The following is a 21570-nucleotide window of genomic DNA, read 5'->3' as shown; positions in this document are numbered from 1 at the left end:
GTCGTGGGACGACCCGGCGTGGCGTGCGGCGGCCGGATACGGCGACGCGCCCGACCGCGGGTGCGGACGGGCGCGGGGGGGTGGACGGGGCACGGGGGGGGACGGGGCGCGGGGGAAGATGGGGTGCGGGTGCGGACGGGGTGCGGGCTCGGGTCCGGGTGCAGGCGGGGCGCGGGCTCGGGTCCGGGTGCAGGCGGGGCGCGGGCTCGGGTCCGGGTGCAGGCGGGGCGCGGGTACGGACGGTGAGGCAGTCCGGTGCGGGTATAGCGGGCGGGTTCGGTGCCCCGCTCAGCCCTCGGCGGGGGCCTGCGGTCCGAGGCGTACGGGCAGGGCGGCGAGGTGCCAGGCGGCCGGGTTCGGGCCGCGCTCGACGGCCTCGGGGCCGACGGCGAGGGCCAGTTGCGGGTAGGTCCGCAGGAGCGCGCCGAAGGCGACCACCGCCTCCTCGTGGGCCAGGGCCGCGCCGAGGCAGCGGTGGGCGCCGTGGCCGAAACCGAGGTGCGCGTCGTGGTGGCCGCCGTGCCGTCCGGTGCGCTCCGGTGCGCCGGCGCGGCGGACGTCCAGGCGCTCCGGCTCGGCGTAGACCCGCGGGTCGTGGTTGGCGGCGGCGAGGATCGGCACCACCGCCTCGCCCTTGCGGATCAGGGTGCCGGCCAGGGTGAGGTCCTCCGTGGCGTAGCGCGGCACCCCGCCGATGGTCGGCCCGCACCAGCGCATCAGCTCGTCGACGGCGGCCGGCAGCAGGCCCGGGTCGGCGCGGACCAGCGCCAACTGTTCGGGGTGGGCGAGCAGCGCGGCCGTGCCGTTGCCGATCAGGGTGGCGGTGGTCTCGTGACCGGCCACGATCAGGTTGAGGATCAGTGAGACGGTCTCGACCGGATCGAGGGTGTCGCCCTCGGCGGCTGCCAGCTGGCAGAGCAGTCCCTCGGCGGGCTCTGCACGGCGGCGATCGATCAGCTCGCGGGCGGCGGCCACCATGGCGCGCAGCGCCTCGTCCAGGCCGGGTCCGGCACCCCGGCCGAGGTAGGAGCTCCAGCGGCGCCACTGCGGGCGGTCGGGCTCCGGGATGCCGAGCAGTTCGCAGATCACCGTGACGGGCAGCGGGTAGGCGAAGTGGGCGACCAGGTCGACCACGCCGTCCGCGTCGGCGTGCTCGGGCAGCGCCCGGGCACGCTCCTCGGCGAGCCGTTCGATCCGGGGGCGCAGGCGCTCCACCGCACCGGCCGTGAAGGCGGGGTGCACCAGGCCGCGCATCCGCCGGTGCCGGGCACCGTCCGCGTCGAAGACTCCGGCGCGCAGGTACTTCGCGCACTCGGGCGGCATGCCGCGGGCGCGCCAGACCTGCTCGGTGCGGTGGGCGGGGGCGGGGGCGGTCCGGTCCGCCGGGGCGGCCGCGGGGTCGTCGGTGTCCCCGACGGGCGGGGTGTCCACGGTGTCCACGGTGTCCGCGCTGTTGGCGAAGCGCGGGTCGGACAGCACGGTGCGGACGTCCTGGTACCGGACGGCGATCCAGAACGGGTCCACGCCGGGGATGGTGGCACGGGCCAGCGGGGCGCGTTCGCGCAGCTCGGCGAAGGCGGTGAAGGGGTCGCGGACCAGGTGGTCGGCGCGCAGGTCGACGGGGTCGGCCGTCTCCACAGGATCGGCCGTCTCGCAGGGATCGGCCGTCTCGAAGGGGTCGGCGGTGGTCACGGCTGCCTCCTCAGGGGACACGGAGTCCACGTGGTTACGGATCGTGACGGAGACGGGTGCGGCGGACCGCGGTTTCACGCCGAATTCACTCGATCGAGTACGGAGGATCGTTTCGTCGGGCCTCCGCCAGGGCTCCGTCGAGGCTCCCTCTGGGCCCTCGACCGGCCCCGCGACGGCCCGCCCGCCGCCATGAGCCGGCCGCATGGCATCCTCGGGCTCATGACCACCGTGCCCGAACCACCGCTCGCCACCGTCCGCAACCCGATCGGCGCCCACGTCCCGGTGGCCGCCCGGGGGCTGGTCGGGACGGGCCTGGCGTACGCGCGGCGGGTCGGCGCCGAGACGGTCCAGGTGTTCGTGGCCAACCCGCGCGGCTGGGCCACTCCCCCGGGCAACCCGGCGCAGGACGAGGAGTTCCGCACCGCCTGCGCCGACCGGGGAATCCCGGCCTGGGTGCACGCCCCGTACCTGATCAACTTCGGCTCGGACAACCCCGCCACCCGCGAGCGCTCGGCCGCCTCGCTGTGGCACTCGCTGCGCCGCGGCCACGCCATCGGCGCGCTCGGCGTCGTCCTGCACACCGGCTCGGCGGTCGGCACTGCGCCCGGCGGCGGCTCGCGCCGGGCCGAGGCGATGGCGCAGGTCCGCGAGGACGTCCGGCCGCTGCTGGACGAACTCGACGCACTCGGCGACGACGCGCCCTGGCTGCTGCTCGAGCCGACCGCGGGCCAGGGCAACTCGCTCTGCTCACGGCTGGAGGAGCTGGCCGAGTACGTGGCGGCCCTGGACGGTCACCCGAAGGTGGGAATCTGTCTCGACACGTGCCACGCCTTCGCCGCCGGGCACGACCTGGCAGAACCCGGCGGGGTGACGGCCGCACTGGACGCCCTGGCCTCCGCCGCCGGTCCGGGCCGGCTGCGGCTGATCCACGCCAACGACTCGGAGGACGTCGTCGGCGCCCGCAAGGACCGGCACGCCAACATCGGCGCCGGGATGATCGGCGCCGAGCCGTTCCGCGAGCTGTTCGAACACCCCGAGACGGCCGGCGTACCGCTGCTGGTGGAGACCCCGGACCGCAAGCACGGCGGGGACGGCACGGGGCACGCGATGGACATCGCGGTGCTGAAGGAACTGCGCGAGCGGGCGGCGGTCCGGGTCTGACGCAGATTGGGCCCGGTCCGGGTCTGAGGCCGAACGAGCGCCGGTCCGGGCTTGAGGCCGAACGGGCGCCGGACCGGGTCTGACGCCGGACGGGCGGAGGACGGCGCGGATCCGCTGCTGCGGACGGGGGCAGCCGTCAGCCGCTGAGCTGCCGGATGACAGGGCCGGTGGCAGGCTGGAACGAGTTTCGCCGCCTCCGGCCTTCCACGGGATCCGCCATGTCCTTCACCCGCAAACTCGCCGCGCTGCCGTGCGGACGGCTCAGCAAGTGGGTGGTGCTCGCCGTGTGGCTGGTGCTCCTGCTCGCCGTCGGGCCGCTGGCCGGCAAACTCATGGGCGCCGAGAACAACCAGGCCTCCAGTTGGCTGCCCGGCAACGCCGAGTCCACCCGGGTGCTGAACGAGCAGCGTGCCTTCCGACCGGTGGACACCGCCCAGGCCGTGGTGGTGTACCAGCGGAGCGGCGGCATCACCCCCGCCGACCGGGCCGAGGCCTCCCGCGAGGCCGTCGGTTTCGCCGCGGTACCGCACGTCGTCGGTCCGGTGGTCGGCCCGGTGCTCTCCGCGGACGGCCAGGCGATGCAGATCATCGTGCCGATCGACATCGGCAGCAACGGCTGGAAGGACCTGAAGCCCGCCGTCGACCGGTTGCGCAGCACCGCCGCCGCCGACAGCCACGGCATGACCACCCACGTGACCGGCCCGGCCGGAGTAGGAGCCGACCAGGCCGAGGCCTTCGCGGGCATCGACAGCTCCCTGCTCGCCGCCACCGTCAGCGTCGTGATCATCCTGCTGCTGCTCACCTACCGCAGCCCGGTGCTGTGGTTCCTGCCGCTGGTCTCGGCGGCCGCCGCGCTGGCCGTCTCCGAAGCGTTCATCTACCTGTTCGCCAAGCACGCGGGCCTGACCGTCAACGCGCAGAGCGCCGGCATCCTGGTCGTCCTGGTGCTCGGCGCGGGGACGGACTACGCGCTGCTGCTCACCGCCCGCTACCGCGAGGAACTACGACGTCACGAGGACCGGCACGAGGCGATGGCCTTCGCCCTGCACCGGGCCGGGCCCGCCATCCTCGCCTCCTCGGCGACCGTCATCGTGTCCATGCTCTGCCTACTGATCGCCGAGATGAACTCCACCCGCGGCCTGGGCCCGGTCTGCGCGATCGGCATCCTGATCGCCCTGCTGGCCATGCTCACCCTGCTGCCCGCGCTGCTGGTCATCGTCGGCCGCTGGGTGTTCTGGCCCGTCCGGCCCGGGTACGGCACTCCGGAACCGACCAGGACCGGCCGCTGGGCGCACATCGGGGCCTGGATCGGTCGCCGGCCGCGCAAGGTGTGGACCGGGACGGCGCTGGCGCTCGCGGCCTGCTGCATCGGGCTGGTCTCGCTCGACGCCAACGGACTCGGGACAGCCGGGACCTTCACCGGCAAACCGGACTCGGTGGCCGGCCAGCAGGTGCTGGAACAGCACTTCCCCGGCGGCACGGGCGCGCCGCTCACGATCGTCTCCACCGCCGCCGGCGCCCCCGGCGTCCGGGAGGCCGCCCGGACGGCGACCGGGGTGGCGGCCACCACGCCACCGGTCGTCCACGACGGGCGCGCGCTGTTCCAGGCCACGCTCGCCGACCCGCCGGACAGCCAGGCCGCCAAGGACAGCGTCGACCGGGTACGGACCGCCGTGCACGCCGTACCGGACGCCGACGCCAAGGTCGGCGGCGGCACCGCCGTGGTGCTGGACGCCGGGCGCGCCGCCGGGAACGACAACCGGGCGATCATCCCGTTGGTCCTCGGCGTGGTGCTGCTGGTCCTCGCCGTCCTGTTGCGGGCCGTCACCGCACCGCTGGTGCTGATCGCGACCGTGGTGCTCTCGTACGCGGCGGCGCTCGGGATCAGCGTGTTCCTCTTCGCCAACGTCTTCCACTTCCAGGGCCAGGACAACGCGTTCCCGCTGTTCGTCTTCATCTTCCTGGTCGCCCTGGGGATCGACTACAACATCTTCCTGATGACCCGGGTGCGGGAGGAGTCCGCGCAGCACGGCACCCGGCAGGGGGCGCTGAACGGGCTGTCGGCCACCGGTGGGGTGATCACCTCGGCCGGTCTGATCCTGGCCGGCACCTTCGCCGTGCTCGGCACCCTGCCCCTGGTGGGCTTCGCCGAGATCGGCTTCGCGGTGGCCCTGGGCGTGCTGCTCGACACCCTGGTGGTCCGCTCGGTGCTGGTCACCGCGCTGACCATGGACCTCGACCGGCACATCTGGTGGCCCAGCCGACTCTCCGGGACCGGCCGGTCGGCCCCGCCTGGCCGGCAGTCCCCACCCGGTGGGGTCGCGGAGGCTCCGCCCGGTCGGACCGCGGAGGCTCCACCGAGCGCGCCCGGACAGCCGTGAAGCGGAGGCTCAGGTGCGCCCGGGGGTCTGGCAGCGGCGAGCCCGCGGGTCCGGGCAGCGGCGAGCCCGCGGTCCGGGCAGCGGTGAGCCCGGGGGCCGACGGGCGGCCTCCGGGCTCGGGGCGGGACGGAAGGATCAGCAGTCGCAGTCGCCCTGGCTGTGCTCGGCGAAGTTGAACCAGCTGGCGTGCGGGCCGAACAGGCCGACGCCCGCGGAGCCGGACTCCAGGCTCTGCCCGGACGACTGAACCGGCGCGTGGCCCCACGCCATCGCCGAGGTCGGGGCCGCCACAACGGCACCGGCCACGGCAACGATCACAGCGAGCTTGCGGATCTTCCCACGAAGCGACATCTGATGTCCTTTTGGTTCGTCTCTGGTCCTCAACCCACTTGCCCGAACGGCCGGTTCGGCCGCCTGACGGGCTGGGCTGCGCCCCACCGGGGAGGCGCCGCGCCAACGTTTGCACACGGATCCCCACATCCGGGCGCGCGCCGCAACCCGGCTGGGGCATCCGAGTGACGCAACTCCCCCGACTGGACGAACGAGACCGACATCGCACGAATCCGGTCGGCTTCTGCGTGAATCCGGTCGACCCATGCGCAATCCGGTCGATCCATGCGCGATCCGGGCCGCTCGCCAGGCGGGCGGCCCGGCCCGGTGGCGCCCGCCGGACGAGTGCCTGCCCGGCGGGCGCCCCACCGCAAGTCTTGCGGCGGAGCGCCCGGTGAACTGAACAAATCCTGTCGATTTGGTGCAAGGTGCCGCGCGGTCCGAGCATGAACGGTCGCTCCACCGAGCGCGATCAGGACCACGCAGGACGCCGGCCGACGCAGACCCACCCAGGAGCACGCAGGCCGACGCAGGACCACGCAGGACCACGAAAGGCGCACCACCCTCATGCACAGCAGCCCCGCCGTACCCCGGCAGGCGACCCGACCGAGCAGCCCGGAGATCCCGGGCCCGGCCGACCCCACCCCTTCGAAGAACGCGCGCTTCGGGCTCGCGACCGCCACCGCCCTGGTGATGGGCAACATCATCGGTGGTGGAATCTTCATGATCCCGGCCGCGGTGGCGCCGTTCGGGACGGTCAGCCTGGTCTCCTTCGCGGTGCTCACCGTGGGCGCGATCGCGCTGGCGCTGGTCTTCGGCCAGTTGGCGCGACGCAATCCGCGCACCGGCGGGCCGTACGTCTACGCCCGCGAGGCCTTCGGGGACTTCGCCGGCTTCCTGTCCGCCTGGTCGTACTGGATCACCACCTGGGTCAGCAACGCGGCGCTCGCCGTGGCCGCCGTCGGCTACCTCGACGTGCTGCTGCCCGTCGGCCACTCCACTGCGGTCAGCATCACCGTCGCACTGGCCTTCCAGTGGCTGCCCGCGCTGGCGAACCTGGCCGGCACCCGGTACGTCGGAGCGGTCCAACTCGTCTCCACCGTACTGAAGTTCATCCCGCTGCTGGTGGTCTCGACGGCCGGCCTGTTCTTCTTCGACCCGAAGAACCTCGGCCCCTTCGACGGGAACGGTCAGGGCTGGGCCGGCGGCATGACCGCCGCCGCGGCGATCCTGCTGTTCAGCTACCTGGGCGTGGAGTCGGCGGCGATGAGCGCCGGCGAGGTCCGCGACCCGGAGCGCAACGTCGGGCGGGCCAGCGTGCTCGGCACCACCGGCGCGGCGGTCGTCTACCTGCTGGGCACGCTCGCCGTCTTCGGTACCGTCGCGCACGGGCAACTGGTCCACTCCACCGCGCCGTTCTCGGACGCCGTGGACGCCATGTTCGGCGGCACCTGGGGCGGCACCCTGATCGCCGTCGCCGCCCTCGTCTCGATGGCAGGCGCCCTCAACGGCTGGACCCTGCTGGCCGCGCAGGCGCCGTACGCGGCCGCCAAGGACGGCCTCTTCCCGGCCGCGTTCACCAAGGAGCGGCGCGGTGTGCCGACCTTCGGCGTGGTGGTGAGCGTCGCCCTGGCCTCGGCGCTGACCGTCCTCAACTTCGCCAGTGGCGCGAAGGGCGCGTTCGACACCCTGGTGCTGGTCACCACCTTCACCGCCACCGTCCCGTACCTGCTCTCCACCGCAGCCCAGTTGTACTGGCTGGTCCGCGGGGCCACCGACAAGGTCGACAACGGTCGGCTCGTCCGCGACGCCGTCCTCGGGCTCGGTGCCTTCGGATTCTCGCTCTGGCTCCTCGCCGGCGCCGGCTACAGCGCCGTCTACCAGGGCGTCCTGTTCCTCTTCGCCGGGATCCTCGTCTACGTCTGGATGGCGGGCCGCCGCCGCGACTGAACCCGGAACGGCCGTGAACACCCGCACCCCCGCAAGGCCACCAGCGACACTCGCACGTCCCCCACGTTGTGGGAGTCGTTCCGATGAGACGCCTTCTCAGCCCCAGTTCTGCAGCTGCTGAAGCAGGTCGGCATCGCCCTCCATCCGCAGCGAGTCGGCCGGGATGCGCATGTACATGAGCAGGGCCATCTCGCTCGCCGTGCCGTAGACGGCGGCGGTGGGCTTGCTCTCAGCGGCCTCCGCCGCGGTGAGGCGGGTGAAGCGGGAACCGGCGGCGTCCACCGTCTGGCGCCAGCAGCCGGCCTCGGCTGCGTGGTAGTCCATGGTGGCGGGCTCGCCCGGCCACGGGATCGTGCCGGTGCAGACGGTGGCGAGGAACTCATCGATGGCGTCGACCGCCTCGGTCGTCGGCAGCTCCTGCGGGGCACCGGAGGCCAGCTGGGCGTCGTAGGTGTGGATCAGCGACTCCGGGACTCGGCGGCGGGCCACGGCGGCCACCGTGTGCGGCGAGGCCAGTGGTTCCCACCAGGCCCAGCAGCCCCGGTCCGGGCCGGCCTCGCGCAAAGCGGTGAGCAGCTGCTCCGTCGAGTCGTTCAGCCAGGTCAGGAGGGCCTCGCGCTCCCTGGGCGCCGCCAGCCCGTCCTTGCTCGGCCGCTCGTCGCCCGGCGCGGTGTTCCGCACGATGTGGGCCCAGAAGCGGTCCCCCTCGCTGAGGTGGTTCGCCAGGTCGTACAGCGTCCAGCCCGGGCAGGACGGGACGTCGGCGTCGAGGCTGGGGGCCGCGGCGACGGCGTCGCGGAACGCGGCGGACCGCTCGTCAATCATCCGCAGCAGGGTGGGAAAGTGGAGATACTCAGTCACGCAGACCTTGTATCACCCGGATCGCGACTCTCGCACTCGATTTAGGCCCCCGAATGAGATGTCCGCTCAGGCGCGGTGCCGCAGGTGGCGACGCTGTGCCGACGGGGTGATCGACCGCAACACACCGGTCGATCGCCCCATCGGTTTCCGCCTCGGATCCCCATCGCCCCCAGGTCTCCGGCAAATCGCCATCAGCTTCCCGGAAGCATCGAGAGGTCGGCGGAAGACCTGTTTGAGGTTTCCACTCGGGTGGCTCATCTGGCGTGCGGCACCGGGGCGTTGAGCCTACGGTCCGGTGCCAGGGGGCAATCCGAACGGAAGGCTGTTTCTGTCATGGCGGGTAGGTTCGAGCTGTATACGGACGAGAGCGGGATGCACCGGTTCCGGCTCAAGGCGAGCAACGGGGCGGTCGTGGTGACCGGGGATCCGGAGGAGAGCAAGGACGACTGCCTGAGGAGCATCGAGTCGATCCGCAGGCTCGCGCCGTACGCGGAACTCAAGGAGGCCGCCGGGTCCATGTGAGGCCGGGACGGCAACAGGCAGGGAACGCGGGTCGGTGGTGCAAATCGCCGACCCGCGTTCGCTTGTACGACAGATCCCTTTGGCCGGGTGCATGCCGGACCCGGACAGAACACTGGCATGCGCGTCGTCATCGTCACGGAATCGTTCCCGCCCGAGGTCAACGGAGTCGCCCACAGCGTGCTGCGGACGGCCGAGCATCTGGTCCGCCGCGGCCACCGGCCGCTTGTCGTCACCCCCGCGCCGGCCCGGGGCGTCTCCACACCGGCGGGTTCTCCGCGCCGCCGGCCGGCGCGAGGCGCGGAGAACCTGCCGGAGACGTTCGGACGTACCACGGCCGGCGAGATTCCGGTGGTGCGCATCCCGTCGGTGCCGCTGCCGGGATACCCGCAGGTGCGGATCGCCCTGCCCAGCCGACAGCTGGCAGCCGCCGTCGCCGGGCACCGGCCGGACATCGTGCACCTGGCCGGCCCGTTCGTGCTCGGCGCACGCGGGATGCAGGTCGCGGCCCGGCTCGGTGTGCCCGCCGTCGCCGTCTACCAGACGGACCTCGCCGGATACGCGCACGCCTACCGGGCCGGGCGAGGACTCGGGGAGGCCGCCGCCTGGCGGCGGATCCGGGCCGTCCACCGGGCAGCCGCCCGCACGCTCGCGCCGTCCACCCCGGCCGTACAGGACCTGACGGCAAACGGCGTGCCACGGGTGCAGCTGTGGCCGCGCGGGGTGGACTCGGTGCGGTTCCACCCCAGGCACCGGGACGAGGCGCTGCACCGGGCGCTCGCGCCGGGCGGAGAGGTCCTGGTCGGGTACGTCGGCCGGCTGGCCCCCGAGAAGCGGGTCGACCTGCTGGCGGCGGCCTCCGTGCTGCCCGGCGTCCGGGTCGTGATCATCGGGGACGGGCCCTCCGCACCGGGGCTGAAGGCCTCGATGCCCGGCGCGGTGTTCCTGGGCCGCCGGACGGGTGAGGAACTGGCGCGCTGCTTCGCGACGCTGGACCTGTTCGTGCACACCGGCCCGCTGGAGACCTTCTGCCAGACCATCCAGGAGGCGATGGCCAGCGGCGTTCCGGTGATCGGCCCGGCGGCGGGCGGCCCGCTCGACCTGGTCGCACACCACCGCACCGGCCTGCTGGTGCCGCCCCGGGACGGCCCGGCAGTCGCCCGGGCGGTCGCCGAACTGACCGGCGATCCGGCGCGGCGGGCCGCCTACGGGCAGGCCGGCCGGGCCGAAGTGACCGCACGCACCTGGGAGGCGGTCGGGGACCTGCTGCTGCGGCACTATGCCGAGGTGCTGGCCGAGCACCGGGGCGCGGCGGGGACGGCGCCATCGGCGGTGGCGGCGGTGGGGCCCGTGGCATCGCGGGTGGCGGGGCCATCGGCGGTGTCGGCGGTGGAGCCCGTGGCATCGGGGGTGGCGGGGGCGTCGGCAGCGGTGGCGGCCGGGGAGCCGGTGGCCGGGAGCCCGTCAACCCGGGACTCACTGCCGGAGGAGATGCCGGAGGAGTTGCCGGCATGACGTCCGCTCCCCGCCGCGAGGCGCTGACGATCGTCCGGCTCGCCAACTTCGTCACCGCCGTCTCCGGCGGCCTGCGCACAGCGCTGCGGCACCTGGGCGCCGGCTACCGGGCGGCCGGGCACCGACCAGTGCTGATCGTGCCCGGGGAACGGCGCTCCGAGGAGGAGACCGAACAGGGCCTCGTGGTGACCCTGCCGGGTCCGGCGCTCCCGGCCGGCGGCGGCTACCGCCTGCTCACCGACCGGCGGGCGGTCACCGCCGAACTCACCCGGCTCTCCCCCCACCGGCTCGAGGTGTCCGACCGCACCACGCTGCGCTGGACCGGCGCCTGGGCGCGGCGACACGGCGTGCCCTCGCTGATGGTCTCGCACGAGAGCGCCACCGGGATCCTCCGCACTTGGGGCGTCCCCGGGCCGTTGGCGACCGCGGCCGCCGACCGGCTCAACACGGCGACCGCCCGGGCCTACGACTCGGTGCTCTGCACCACCGACTGGGCGGCGGCCGAGTTCCGGCGGATCGGCACGCCCAACCTCACCCGGGCCCCGCTCGGCGTCGACCTGGAGACGATGCGACCGCTGCCGCAGGCCGAACGGACCTCGGAACGCGCCCAGTACGCCGCCCCGGCGGACGTACTGCTGGTGCTCTGCTCGCGGCTCTCCGCGGAGAAGCGGCCCGAGCGGGCGATCGAGGCGCTGGCGGCCCTGCGGGCGCAGCGAGTGGCCGCCGTCCTGGTCGTCGCCGGGACGGGCCCGCTGCGGGAACGGCTGGCCGCCCGGGCGGCCGCGATGGGGCTGCCGGTGCGCTTCCTCGGACACCTGGGCGGACGCGAGGAACTGGCCCGCTTGCTGGGCTGCGCGGACGTGGTGCTCGCACCCGGACCGGTGGAGACCTTCGGCCTCGCCGCACTCGAAGCCCTGGCCTGCGGCACCCCGGTCGTGGTCAGCCGCTCCTCCGCACTGCCCGGACTGGTCGGGGCCGCCGGGGTGTCTGCACCCGACACCGGCACCGGATTCGCCCTCACCGTAAGGGAGTTGCTGGACCGGCCGGAGGACGAGCGGCGGGCTGCCGCGCGGACACAGGCCGAACGGTACGGCTGGCCGGCGGCCGTCAGGGCATTCCTGGCGGCACACGGTGTGCACAACGACGAAGCGGAGGAAGGGGGCCGCGATGGGCATGCTCGACACCGGGCGTGACCCGCTGGCCGAAGGACGGCATCCCGCAGCCCAGCTGGAGCGGTTCGTCGCACTCGGCGACTCACTGACCGAGGGAATCGGAGATCCGGTCGGCGAAGGGTGGCGAGGCTGGACAGCCATCCTGGCACGCTCACTCGCACCCGACGGTCGGGCGGTCGAGTTCACCAATCTGGCGCACAGCGGCGCACTGACAGCCGACATGACGCGCCATCAGCTACCGCACGCGCTGGCATCACGGCCGCAACTCGCCGCCGTGCTCGCCGGCGGAAACGACACCCTGCGGGCAGGCTTCGACATCCGCCGCACCACGAGGGAACTGGACGCCACACTGGGCGAACTCGCCAGCCAGGGCGCGGTGTTGCTCACCGCCTGCCTACCCGACCCCGGCACCCTCCTCCGACTCCCGACCCCACTCGCCCGACCGCTGGCCCGACGCATGCACGCCGTCAACACCGTGGTGCACGCACTCACCACGCGCCACCGGGCAGTGCACCTGCACCTCGCCGAACTCCCGTGGCCGGCCCAACGGCGGCTCCTCAGCGTGGACCGCCTGCACCCCAGCGCCGAAGGCCACCACCTGATCGCCCGCCGCTTCCATGAACTGCTGACGGACGCCGGACACCCACTCGGCCCGCCCCCCGCCGCCGAACCCGCCGAGGCCCCGCCGGGCAAGGCCGCCGACCTGTGGTGGATGGCCACCCAGGGCACCCGCTGGCTCGCCGCACGCAGCACCGACCTGCTGCCCGGACTGCTCGCGCTGGCGGCAGCCGAGAGCGCCGCCCGCCTGCGCGGCGCGAGTGACCGGCACGACGAGCGAATGGCGCGGGCGGCGGCGGGCGCGCTGGCGTCACTGGGGTGAGGGCGGTGGGCGGAGACGGAGACGCGGGTCGGAGACGCGGGTCGGAGACGCGGGTCGGCCGCAGCGGGTCGGGAGACGCGGGTCGGACGGAGCGAGTCGGACGGATGCCGCTCGATCACCCGGCGGTGGCGGTCCGGACGGATGCCGCTCGATCACCCGGCGGTGGCGGTCCGGACGCCGATCGGACGGGAACCATGGGGGTGGCCCGGGCTGTCGTCGCCGGGGAGACCGTGGTGGAGGGAGCAGGGGTGGAGAGTGCGGGCGTGAGCGGCGGGCGGGGGATCCTGGCGGCGGCCGGGGTGCTGTTCCCGGACCGGGACGGCCGGGTGCTGGTGGTGCGGTTGCCGTACGACCGGAAGCATCCCGTGGCGATTCCCGGGGGCGGCTGGGAGCCCACGGACCGGTCGCCGCGGGAGACCGCGCTGCGGGAGATCGGCGAGGAACTCGGCTTCACTCCCCGACTGGGGCAACTGGCCTGCGTGGACTGGGCTCTCCTGCCCGACAGCCCGCCGATCGTCGCGTACCTGTACTGGGCCGAACCGTTGACGCGGGAGCAGGCGGCGGCGTTCCGCCCGGACGCGGCGGAGGTCGGCGGGTGGACCTGGCTGACCGCCGAACAGGCAGGCCACGCGTTGCCGCCCCGGCTGTCGCGCCGGGTGACGGCCTGCCTGCGGGCACCCCGCACGGCCGGGCCGCTGGAGCTGGAGGACAGCCGACCGGTCGGGCACACGCTGCGGGAGCTGCCCGCCGACACGCCCGCGCCCGAGTACCAGGGACCGGCCGCCGCCCCCGGGCTGACCCCGGAGACCGGGCAGCAGCCGGCGCCACCCATGGACCGCGCCACCTTCTACGCCACCCGGCCGCGGATCCGGGCGAAGGCGCGGGCGCTGTTCACCGACGAGGACGGGCGGGTGCTGCTGGTGCGGCTACGGCCGTGGGACGGGCCCCGCGGGCAGGTGCCGTACTGGACGCTGCCGGGCGGCGGGGTCGAGGCGGACCGGGAGACGCCCCGGGCGGCGGCCCGGCGGGAGGTCCGCGAAGAGCTCGGGTGGGAGGTCGAGCCCGGGGCGCTCCTGGCGCTCGACTGGCAGCCGGGGGCCGCAGCCGATCCGGAGGCGGACCCGGCGACCGGCCGGGACACCGCGGTGCTGGTGTACGTCTACGACGGGGGCACGGTGACGAGTGGCTCGCGCCCCTCGATCGTGCTGCCGGCGGAGGAGTTGGCGGAGTGGCGGTACTGCACGCCGGCCGACGCGCGAGCACTGCTGACCGAGCCGTCCTGGAACCGTACGGCCGCCGCGCTGGCCGCCCGGGCAGGGGCGGGCGGGCCGGCCGAACTGGTGCGCGGCTTGCCCGCCGGGCAACCGACCGGCCGGGCCGGACAGTGACCGGCTCATGATGTCACCGACGGGAGGCCGGCCCCGGCGGCTTCCTCGGCTCCGACGACGGTGACTTCGCTCTTCAGCCGCCGCTCCACCCGCCGGCTGCAATTCCCCGGCTGCGTTCCCCGGGGCGAAGACGGGTTTCGGACCCGTGGTGGGAACAGCGAATGGACCGGGGGCCGGGTGGGACAGACTGGGGGTATGCAGAACACGATCACGGAGGTGCTGGCCGGCCGTCGGGTGGAGTCGGTCAGCGGCGGTGGACGGCTGGACCTGCTGCTGGACGGCCAACTGACCGTCCGGGTGGCACACGAATTCCGCTTCGCGGCACCGTCGTTCGCCGCCCCGGAAGAGGTCGAGCACTTCTTCCCGGCGCTGACCTTCCGACCGAGTCCGGGCCTGGCGGCACTGGTCGGGCGGAACGTCGACGCCGCCCGGATCACCCTGGCAGGCGGCCTGGAGCTGGGCTTCTCCGGGGGCGGCGCGCTCTCCGTCCCGCCGCACGCGCAACTGGCGCCGTGGAGCGTACTGACCGCCGAGGGAGCGGTGTGCGCCGGGCTGCCGGGCGGCGAAGTCCGGTGGACGGCACCGACGACGGGGCGGCGCGCGGCGCCGGCCACCGGCTGACCGCAGGGGCCCGGCGGGGCGGGCGCCACCGCCGGGCTCCGTGCCGAGGACTCGTCCGCCGGGACTCCTGTGTCGGGGACTCCTGTGCCGAGGACTCTTCTGCCGGGACTCGTCCGCCGACCGGGTGGGCGTCAGACCTCCAGGTCCGCCTCGATCCTGGTGAGCTGGTGGCGGGCCATGGCGAGGTTGGCGCGCGCCTTGTCCAGGGCGAGGTAGAGGAACAGGCCCTTGCCGGTGCGGCCGGTGAGCGGGCGGATCAGGTGGTACTGGCTGGACAGGGTGATCAGGATGTCCTCGATCCCGTCCTGCAGGCCGAGCATGTCCATGGTCCGCATCTTGGCGCGGACCACGTCGGTGTTGCCGGCTGCGGCCACATTGAGGTCCAGGCCGCCGGGGCCGTCGAGGGTCGCGAGCGCCATGCCGCTGTTGTAGTCCACCAGGGCGGCGCCGAGGGCGCCCTCGATACTGGTCATGGCCTGCTTGAGCGCGCCGGGTGCGTCGGTCATCTGGGTAACTCCCGTTCGGTGATCTGGTGGTCGGGTCGTCGAGGTGGTCGGGTGGTCGGGTGGTCGGGTCGTCGTGATCGTCGAGGTGGTCGGGGTGGTCGGTTGCCGGGTGGTCGGTCGCCGGGTGGTCGGTTGCCGGTGTCGTCGCGGTCGTGGGGCTGTGCGTGGCCCGGGTCGGCCGGGGTCGCGCGGATGTCAGCCTGCCTCGCGCGGGTCCTTGGGCAGGAGGGTGTCGTTGAGCAGCCCGACGATGCGCTGGGCGCTACGACGTGCCTCCAGGTGCAGGCGGCCCACGTTGACGTCCGGGTGCGCCAGCAGGGTCAGCACGCAGCTGCCGCCGGCCGCGTAGGTGGCGACGTAGCCGTGTTCGCCGCGCACCAGCGACTCCCGGAACTCGCCCTGGCCGGTGGTGTCGGCGAGCCGCTGGGCCAGGGAGAGCGACGCCGCCGTCATCGCGGCCAGAGCGGACGGCTCCGCCCCATGGGTGTCGTGCGCGACCAACAGGCCGTCCACGCTCGCCACCAGGCCGCCCGCCAGATGCGGGACGCGGTGCTTGACGGCACGGAGTTCGGCGAGCAGCTCGGTCTCCAAGGCGATCAGTTGTCTCCTTCCGACACGCTGCTTGAGCGCCCGCCTCATGGCCGGGACGACGGGGTCGCGGGCGGGGAGTGGGTCAAAGTCGGGCCTCCAGAAGGTCTCGGACCCGGGTCAGCAGCGCGATGTCCGGGTCGGGGACGGTCAGCGGGTGGGCCGCTGCCGGGGTGGGCGGGACGGGAACGGGCCGCGCGTAGGCCGGGCCTGCGGCGTCCGCCTCCCCGGCGCCTCGCAGGGTGGCGCCGGGGATCCGGCGGTGCAGGCCGCCGGGCGGCCTCCCGTGGTCGGCGGCACGGGCGAACGCCTGCGGAGCTTCGGCGGTCGACGCCCCGACGACCGGCTGCACATCGGGCGGGGCAGCGGCCGGCCGGGTGGCAGCCGGCTGGGCGGCGACCGACGTGGTGGCGGGCGACGGTGTGGCGAGCGACGGGGCGACGGACGGCAGGGCGACGGACGGCGGGGTGGCAGGCGACGGGGCGACCGGCCCCGGGGCATCGAGCAGTCCGGCGGCGGCCAGACGGCGGATGTCCGCGGCGACCCCGAAGCCGGAGCGGCCGAGCAGGCGGGCCAGGTCCGCCGGGGTTCTTCGACCGTCGGCGTGGTCGAGCAGTTCGCAGCGCCGTCGTCCGGCCGGGCGGTGGGACGGCCGACGGCTGTGCTGGACCGGGCGGACGGGCGCGGTGTCGAGCTGCGCCCAGGGCCAGATCCGGTCGAGGAGTCGGCGTCGGCGTTCGACCTCGCGGCGGAGCCGGTCCGGGTCGACCGTCGCAACCGGCCCCAGCCAGTGCCGGACGTCGGGCTCGAACCGCCAGAGGCCGCCGGGCGGGTCGGCAAGGACGAAGAAGGCGGCGTCGAAAAGCGTTCCCAGGTGGCCGAGTTCGAGCTCTCCTCGGGCGAGCAGCTGCCGTTCGACCAGTACGTCGGCGACCCTGCCCCGCGGGCCGTGGACACGGACGAGCTCCGCCCAGACCTCGGGGGTGATCCGACCGCTGCCGGTGAGGAGTTCGGCCAGGCCGGGTGTGCGGGAGGACTCGGCGCCGGCCACCTGGCCGTCCACGAGGTAGAGGCTGCCGACCGGGCCGTGTAGGGCGCCGGTGGCACGCCGGGCGGCGAGCAGGGCGAGGGCTTCGCCCGGCGACCTCGGCGCGGCGCATTCCGCCGGGGGCGGTGCGGTGCTGGGAGCAGCGGTCATGCGGGCCACCGCCGCGAGACGGCCCCGGGGGCGTTCGAGGTGCGAACGATCCTGGGGGCGTTCGAGGTGCGGGGCGAGGATCCGGCGCCCCGGGCACCCGGGACCGCTGAGGGGCGGGGCGGCGGCTGGAATACGACGGTCGGCGTGAACGGGTCGGATGTCACGGGCATCGGGTTCACCCCAGTACCAACTCCTCCGCCAGCGCCTGCAGCCGGAAGCGGGCTGCAGCGAGGTTGCCCTCGGTACGGTCCAGCCAGAGGTGGAGGACCAGCCGGTTGTCGAAGACGGTGTCGATGAAACGGATCAGGTGGTAGCTGCGGCCCGCAGTGACGATGATGTCCTCCAACGGGGATCGCCGGTCCTCCGCCACCGTGAAGGTCTGGCTCTCGACAGCGGCCCGCACCAGGTCGGTTGCCTCGGCGGCGGAGGTCTCGTGCTCGCCGGTCGGGCTGCTCCCGAGGCTGCCGAGGGCGAGGCCGCTGCTCCAGTCGACCAGGCTCGCGGAGCGGGCGCCGGCGATCGCCATCGCTCCGGAGAGGCATTCGTCGATACCCGGCACACCGGCTCCTTCGCGGGGTCTGGGCGGCCGGGCGCTGCGCGGCACCGGCCGGGTCGCCACCAGCAGTGGCAGGTCCGACACGGAAGGCTACTGCCGGATTCCAGATACCGACCGTTCCAGTGGCATATTCACACCGGCAACAGCCAGTTCCAGCCAAGGTGTGACGAAGGGTCAGCCCTGCCGGGCACGCAAACCCCCTGGCCGGAAAATCGTTCGGGGGCGGCGCTCACCGGCCACCTGGTACAGGACCTTGGCTGATAGCAGGCTGCGCGGGAGGGTTTCGAGTCCAGAAGTGCGATAAAGGGACACGCTTACGAGAGGCGGGCGGGACCCGGAGATGAGCGGCACTCATGGCATCAGCGCATGAGTGGTGCTCATGGGCCGGGCACATAAGAGGTGCTCATGCGGTAGCCCATGAGAGGTGTTCATGGGCCGCGCACATGAGAGGCGCTCATGAGATAGCCCATGAGAGGTGCTCATGGCGCGAGACATGAGAAGAGCTCATGGCCGTCGGCGGGCATGACGAAGGGGCCCGTTCCGCTGGACGGAACGAGCCCCTTCGGGTGGAGCGCCAGGCCCGGGTTGCACGGACTCTCCCTACTGAAAGTAGGGCGTGCTCTGGTAGCACCGCTGACGCCTGCTCAAGGGATCTTCGCTTCGGAAGATCATTTCCCCTCGACGAGAAGAACAATAGCAGGTCATCACGCCTGCCGAGAAATCGTGCCAGGGCGGCGATCGGGACACGACGGGGCAGGTCAGGGTCAGGTCAGGACCGGCTCTGGCCTACCGCCTCGGCGAGGAGCCGGTAGGAGTCGAGCAGGGCGGTGCGGTCGTAGGTGCTGGTACTGACCAGGAACTCGTCCGCGCCGCTGCGCTCCACCAGGGCGCCCAGTTCGGCGGCGGCCTGTTCCGGGGTGCCGGCGATGTGCCCCTTGAGCGACTGCTCGTAGGCGGCCCGCTCCCGTTCCGTCATCGTCCGGGCCCGAATCTCTGCGGCCGGGGCCAGCGGTGGGAATTCGCCGTGGGTGCGGGAGTACGCGCCGGACCAGGCCTCCGGGACGAGCAGTTCTCGGGCCCGCTCAGCGGTCTCGGCGACCGCGACCGTGCCCGAGACCACGACGTACGGCTCGGCGGCCTGGGCGGAGGGGCGGAACCGGGTGCGGTAGCGGTCGATGGCCGCCAGCATCCGGTCCTCGCCGCGCGCGGCGGCGATCACCAGGGGCAGACCGGCGTCGGCGGCCAGGTCTGCGCCCCCGCCGGTGGCCAGGACGAAGGCCGGGACGTGCAGGCCCTCGGCCGGGCGAGCGTGGACGCCCCTGTGCACCTGTTGCGAGCCGTCGAAGTAGCCGAGGAGTTCGGCCAACCGGGCGCCGAAGTCCTCAACGGCGTCCTTCTCCCGCCCCAGGGCCCGCCGGACACCGTCGGTGAACCCGACGGAACGCCCGAGCCCCATGTCGATCCGTCCGGGAAACAGCGCAGCGAGCACCCCGAACTGTTCGGCCACCACCAGGGGTTGGTGGTTGGGAAGCATCACCCCGCCGGTGCCGACCCGGATCCGGGTGGTGGCAGCCGCCACTGCCGCGGCGAGCACCGTGGGCGCCGAGCCGGCCACCCCGGGCACCCCGTGGTGCTCGGAGACCCAGAACCGGTGGTACCCCAGCCGCTCGGCCTCGCGGGCGAAGGCCACCGTGTCCCGCAGGGCCCGGGCTGGCTCCTCGCCCCGCCTGGTGCGGGAACGGTCGAGAACGGAGAGTTTCGTCGCGGGTGCAGCGCTGGTCACGTCGGAGGAGAACGCCCGCCTTCCACACGGGCATTCCCCGGCCCCGGCCCGGCCCGGGCCGCTGGCCACCGGCCACCGGCCACCGGCGTGAACCCGAGCACGGGCGGCCGGCGGCTCAGGAACCCGCCTCCGCTATTCGGCCCCGGCGCGCGCCCGCCGCCCGACGTCGGCCCCAGGGCTTGTACACGGACAGGATGACGGCGAACAGGTAGAGCGACAACGCAATCGCCGGGACGATGGCCGCGTTGTAGCGGACGAAGCCGAGATCCGCCGGCGTGATTGGGCCCGTCGGATGGGCGTCCACCGCGCGCACCGCGTCGTGCAGCCGGGCGGTGAGGGCGAAGATCGAGGCCGCCATCGCCCCGAGTGTCAGCCAGAACTTGGTGTTCACCCAGTAGTACCGGAACAGGCCCCAGGACGTGCCGAGCCCGAGCACCACCCCGCTCAGGAGGGTGAGCAGGCTCAGCGGCACCACCAGCACGTCACCGAGCATGGCCATGGCCCGGTAGGCGGTGCGCAGCCGGTCGGCGTCCCCGGTCGTCAGTGCCGTCACCGCCAGGGTGAGCAGGCAGAGCATCAGCGCCAGCCAGCTCACCGACGCGACGACGTGCAGCACGACAAGGGCCTTGCGCGCCCGCGGCGGCAGGCGGCGATCCGCCGATCGCCGCTTGCCGTCACGGCCCGCCCTGGGTGTCACGACGGCTCGGGGGGACGAGCTCACGGGTACCTCCTTCGAGTCCGGGGCCATCAGAACGGCCCCAGACTCTCCCGCCCTCGTCTCATCCGGCATCTGGCAGCGGAAGTAACCCTGACTACTCCCGAGCGAGTACACGGCCCCACCCGAGCGCGTACGCGACCCCGCCCGGCCTCGCCTCCGCTCCTCCCCCAGGAGGAGGGTCAGCTCCGCCCCGGCCTCAGTCGGTCACCGCGAAGCCCTGCGCCGCGCCCAGCCGGTGCAGCGAGTCCGGCCCGGGGATACCGTCCGCCGCGCCGCCCTCGTAGCCGCAGCGCCGCTGCCAGGCCGCGTACGCGGCGACCGTCCGGCTGCCGAACGAGCCGTCCACCCAGTGCTGGTCGAGCAGCCCCTCGTCCACCAGTGCCTGCTCCACGATCGCCGCCTCGGCCCCGTACGTCCGGTGCCCCTGCTCGGCTCCGGGGTCGGTGCGGGCGGCCGCGACGACGTGGGCGACCGACACCGTCCGCTGGGCGGGCAGGTAGCCGAGCAGCCGGTTCAGCGAGCTCTCGCCGGGTACGCCGTCCGCCGCCTGCCCGGAGTAGCCGAGGCTCGCCTGGTAGTCCGCGTAGTTCTCGGTGTCCGCGTCCGTCCAGTCCGGACCCGGGCCGGAGCGGTAGTGGGAGCCGAAGCCGTGCGAGACGAGCGCCCGCCCGACCGTCGTCACCTGGTAGCCGTGGGCGCCGTAGCCGTACGGCAGGCCGTTGATGCTGACCTGGTAGCGGGCCGGCGTCGAGCCCCCCGGGGGTGCCGGGTGCTGCTGCGAGGGCGGCGGGTCGCCGGTGCCGGAGGTGGACGCGAAGTCGGGCCAGGAGCCGGGGTCGGTGTGGTCGTTGAACGGCACGTGGGCGTGCGCGTACCAGCCGCCGCGGGTCTCCCACGTCTGTTCGTCGCGGTGGCCGGAGAAGTCGGACGGCCGGCCCATCGGCCACTCGTCGGGCACGCCCCAGGAGGAGATCCAGGCGTGGATCCGGCCCCAGCCCGCGCACGGGGTGTCGACCAGCCGGGGGTAGACCCGGCCCTGGTAGCGGCAGTAGGGGAAGAACACCGCCTCGATCTGGATCACCACCCGCCCGGCCCGGTTGGTGCGGGTCGGGCTCTGGGTCGGGCTGAGCAGGCTCTTCGAGCGGGAGTCGGCCGGGAACAGCTGGGCCGCGCGGCCGCTGAACGGGTCCCAGATCAGGTGCGGCGCGTCGCCGGCGCCGCTTCCGGTGAAGTAGTTCACCAGGTCCTCGTAGGGGCACCAGTCCTGGGGCGCGGCGGCGGTGGCGTTGCGGTCCCAGGTGATGTGGGCGATGGCCTTCGGCGGGTACTGCTGGTCGGTCGGCGCGTGGTCGCCGAGGTCGTGGACCTCGGCACCGGGAAGCCACAGGTCGGGCATTGCGATCTCCTCCGAACGGCGTGAGGGCATCACTTCCGGTATCGGCAGGTCCGTGTCCCGGATTGACCCCGAGGGCGCGACAAGCCGTGGTGAACCGCTGACAACCGCGGCGAACCGCCTCTACCCGCCCGGGAGTTCGAATCCCAGAGGGGCACCTCGTCCGCACGTGCGAACCGGCACCCCCGCAGGACCGGTTCCCCGCCGGACCGGTTCCCCGCCGGGTGTGGCCCCCGGGTGCCGCCCGCGGCTGTGGCCCGCCCGGCGTGATCCCACCTGCCCCACGGGTGGCGGGTTGGTCCGGGAGTGGTTGCAGTTGCGTCTCCGTTCCGTTTCGGCGGGGGTACGAAGTGGTCGC

The 21570-nt window shown here is 73.8% G+C and carries 19 protein-coding genes; 9 read left to right on the top strand and 10 right to left on the bottom strand.

Going from position 1 to position 21570, the window contains the following annotated elements; translation table 11 throughout:
• Window positions 1-288: 288 nt before the first annotated feature.
• Complete coding sequence (locus IF30_RS0129570) at window positions 289-1692, bottom strand: cytochrome P450 family protein (RefSeq protein WP_030244136.1); 1404 nt, start codon at window positions 1690-1692, stop codon at window positions 289-291.
• A 219-nt stretch (window positions 1693-1911) separates the two neighbouring features.
• On the opposite strand from IF30_RS0129570, the gene IF30_RS0129565 reads away from it, so the two are divergent.
• Window positions 1912-2853, top strand: a complete 942-nt coding sequence (locus tag IF30_RS0129565) for a deoxyribonuclease IV (RefSeq protein WP_037901575.1) — start codon at window positions 1912-1914, stop codon at window positions 2851-2853.
• 218 nt (window positions 2854-3071) lie between these two features.
• A complete protein-coding gene (locus tag IF30_RS0129560) occupies window positions 3072-5234 on the top strand; it encodes an MMPL family transporter (RefSeq protein WP_051711485.1) in 2163 nt (720 codons plus the stop codon).
• 135 nt (window positions 5235-5369) lie between these two features.
• Here IF30_RS0129560 and IF30_RS44025 read toward each other — a convergent pair whose 3' ends face one another.
• Window positions 5370-5585 (bottom strand): hypothetical protein, encoded by a 216-nt coding sequence (locus IF30_RS44025; protein WP_030244131.1) that lies wholly within the window; start codon window positions 5583-5585, stop codon window positions 5370-5372.
• Window positions 5586-6131: 546 nt separating this feature from the next.
• Here IF30_RS44025 and IF30_RS0129550 point away from each other — a divergent pair.
• Window positions 6132-7514, top strand: coding sequence for an amino acid permease (locus tag IF30_RS0129550; protein WP_030244129.1), 1383 nt, complete (start codon window positions 6132-6134; stop codon window positions 7512-7514).
• A gap of 96 nt (window positions 7515-7610) precedes the next feature.
• Here IF30_RS0129550 and IF30_RS0129545 read toward each other — a convergent pair whose 3' ends face one another.
• Entirely contained in the window at window positions 7611-8375 is a 765-nt protein-coding gene (locus IF30_RS0129545) for a maleylpyruvate isomerase family mycothiol-dependent enzyme (protein WP_030244127.1), read from the bottom strand.
• Window positions 8376-8708: 333 nt separating this feature from the next.
• Here IF30_RS0129545 and IF30_RS0129540 point away from each other — a divergent pair, with 333 nt between their 5' ends.
• From IF30_RS0129540 to IF30_RS0129515, 6 genes are all read left to right on the top strand, one after another.
• Complete coding sequence (locus tag IF30_RS0129540; RefSeq protein WP_030244126.1) at window positions 8709-8897, top strand: YegP family protein; 189 nt, start codon at window positions 8709-8711, stop codon at window positions 8895-8897.
• Window positions 8898-9014: 117 nt separating this feature from the next.
• Window positions 9015-10409 (top strand): glycosyltransferase family 4 protein, encoded by a 1395-nt coding sequence (locus tag IF30_RS0129535; RefSeq protein WP_030244125.1) that lies wholly within the window; start codon window positions 9015-9017, stop codon window positions 10407-10409.
• On the top strand, window positions 10406-11602 hold the full coding sequence (locus IF30_RS0129530; protein ID WP_063752833.1) for a glycosyltransferase: 1197 nt from the start codon (window positions 10406-10408) through the stop codon (window positions 11600-11602). The genes IF30_RS0129535 and IF30_RS0129530 overlap by 4 nt, the downstream gene beginning before the upstream one ends.
• Window positions 11577-12461, top strand: coding sequence for an SGNH/GDSL hydrolase family protein (locus IF30_RS0129525; RefSeq protein WP_324605662.1), 885 nt, complete (start codon window positions 11577-11579; stop codon window positions 12459-12461). The genes IF30_RS0129530 and IF30_RS0129525 overlap by 26 nt, the downstream gene beginning before the upstream one ends.
• Window positions 12462-12661: 200 nt before the next feature.
• A complete protein-coding gene (locus IF30_RS45715; RefSeq protein WP_158835561.1) occupies window positions 12662-13849 on the top strand; it encodes an NUDIX hydrolase in 1188 nt (395 codons plus the stop codon).
• 195 nt (window positions 13850-14044) lie between these two features.
• The gene (locus IF30_RS0129515) at window positions 14045-14470 is read left to right on the top strand and encodes a DUF6188 family protein (protein WP_030244118.1); all 426 of its coding nucleotides are present in this window, start codon (window positions 14045-14047) and stop codon (window positions 14468-14470) included.
• Between the two features lie 131 nt (window positions 14471-14601).
• Here IF30_RS0129515 and IF30_RS0129510 read toward each other — a convergent pair whose 3' ends face one another.
• From IF30_RS0129510 to IF30_RS0129475, 7 genes are all read right to left on the bottom strand, one after another.
• Window positions 14602-14976, bottom strand: coding sequence for a hypothetical protein (locus IF30_RS0129510; RefSeq protein ID WP_030244116.1), 375 nt, complete (start codon window positions 14974-14976; stop codon window positions 14602-14604).
• Between the two features lie 195 nt (window positions 14977-15171).
• On the bottom strand, window positions 15172-15567 hold the full coding sequence (locus tag IF30_RS0129500) for a roadblock/LC7 domain-containing protein (protein WP_324605661.1): 396 nt from the start codon (window positions 15565-15567) through the stop codon (window positions 15172-15174).
• A gap of 82 nt (window positions 15568-15649) precedes the next feature.
• Complete coding sequence (locus tag IF30_RS0129495) at window positions 15650-16762, bottom strand: hypothetical protein (RefSeq protein WP_063752831.1); 1113 nt, start codon at window positions 16760-16762, stop codon at window positions 15650-15652.
• A 175-nt stretch (window positions 16763-16937) separates the two neighbouring features.
• Window positions 16938-17321, bottom strand: coding sequence for a hypothetical protein (locus tag IF30_RS0129490; protein ID WP_030244111.1), 384 nt, complete (start codon window positions 17319-17321; stop codon window positions 16938-16940).
• Between the two features lie 766 nt (window positions 17322-18087).
• Entirely contained in the window at window positions 18088-19101 is a 1014-nt protein-coding gene (locus IF30_RS0129485) for an LLM class flavin-dependent oxidoreductase (protein WP_030244109.1), read from the bottom strand.
• A 115-nt stretch (window positions 19102-19216) separates the two neighbouring features.
• The gene (locus IF30_RS0129480; RefSeq protein WP_234322888.1) at window positions 19217-19822 is read right to left on the bottom strand and encodes a DUF2269 domain-containing protein; all 606 of its coding nucleotides are present in this window, start codon (window positions 19820-19822) and stop codon (window positions 19217-19219) included.
• A 193-nt stretch (window positions 19823-20015) separates the two neighbouring features.
• Window positions 20016-21215: a peptidoglycan-binding protein gene (locus tag IF30_RS0129475; protein ID WP_030244106.1), complete on the bottom strand. Its 1200-nt coding sequence runs from the start codon at window positions 21213-21215 to the stop codon at window positions 20016-20018.
• Window positions 21216-21570: the final 355 nt, after the last annotated feature.

Origin of the sequence: Streptomyces sp. NRRL S-350, assembly GCF_000719705.1 — a bacterium.
Classification (GTDB): Bacteria; Actinomycetota; Actinomycetes; order Streptomycetales; family Streptomycetaceae; genus Kitasatospora.
The sequence above is the reverse complement of the archived record's forward strand: the minus strand, read 5'-3'. Positions and strand labels throughout refer to the sequence as shown.